Annotated in this window: 1 protein-coding gene; it reads right to left on the reverse strand. The window is 63.2% G+C overall.

The genetic code is table 11. The annotated features are described in order from the left end of the window. Positions 1–946: IS481 family transposase (locus M8A51_RS26165; protein WP_251781561.1), on the reverse strand; the 946-nt coding region annotated here is incomplete at its 3' end. Between the last annotated feature and the right edge of the window lie 97 nt (positions 947–1,043).

Genomic DNA, 1,043 nt, shown 5'->3' on the forward strand with positions numbered 1-1,043 from the left:
TGTGAACTGTCAAGAGGTTGTATCGAGGCCCGGGTAGGCGAGAGGCAGGAGGGACGCGGCCGATGCCGTGATGCGGGCGGTGCCAGTTGTAGTGGTGCTGCCAGCTCAGCAAGGCGTGTTGGCGCTGCAGTGAGGTCTGGTAGACCCAGCCGTAGGCCCACTCGCGCAAGGCCGACTGGATGAACCGCTCGGCCTTGCCGTTGGTCTGTGGTCGGTAGGCGCGTGTGAACTTGTGCTGGATGCCCAGTTGCTCGCACGCGGCTTTGAACGGCTTGGAGCGGAAGGCTGAGCCGTTGTCGGTCAGAAGGCGCTTGATGGTCACGCCCAGACGGTTGTAGTAGGCGACAGCATCGCGAAGGAACTGCACCGCACTGGCGCCGCGTTCATCCGGGAACATGCCCGTGTACGCCACCCGGGCGTGGTCGTCCACGGCCACGAACAAGAACTCCCAGCCGGCCCCGTCAACCGAGTCTCGGCGGTTGCCCGTCACACGGTGGCTGGGGCGCTCGATTCGGCCTAGCTTCTTGGTGTCGATGTGCAGCAGATCGCCTGCTTCCTTGTGTTCGTACCGCTGGATCGGCTCGCGCGGCTGCAAGTCCGACAGCTTGGACAGACCGGCGCGCCTGAGCACTCGGCTGACAGTCGCCTCTGATACGCCCACGCTCTGGGCAATTCGGGACTGGATGATTCGCCGCTGCCGCAACTCCACAATGAGCAGTGCCTTGCCAGGCTCGATCGAACGGGGGGAACGAGCGGGCCGCGATGATGCATCGATCAAGGCCGCCTCGCCCCCGGCCAAGTAGCGTCCCAACCACTTCCGGGCGGTGGCGGCGGTCACGCCATGCTTGGCGGCGGCTTCGCAGGCGCTCAGATCTTCTTGTGTCATCTCCATGACCATCTGCAGTCGGCGCGCGTACGTAAGTCGGGCATGCTTATGGGTGTTCATCCGGTTGGATCCTTTGGGTGGATTGGGTGTTTGGCGACTTCCAGTCTCTCAAACCCAGTCCGGATGAACACCGGATACAACCTATTGAAGCTTCACA

This window comes from Caldimonas mangrovi (assembly GCF_023721835.1).
Classification (GTDB): Bacteria; Pseudomonadota; Gammaproteobacteria; order Burkholderiales; family Burkholderiaceae_C; genus Caldimonas; species Caldimonas mangrovi.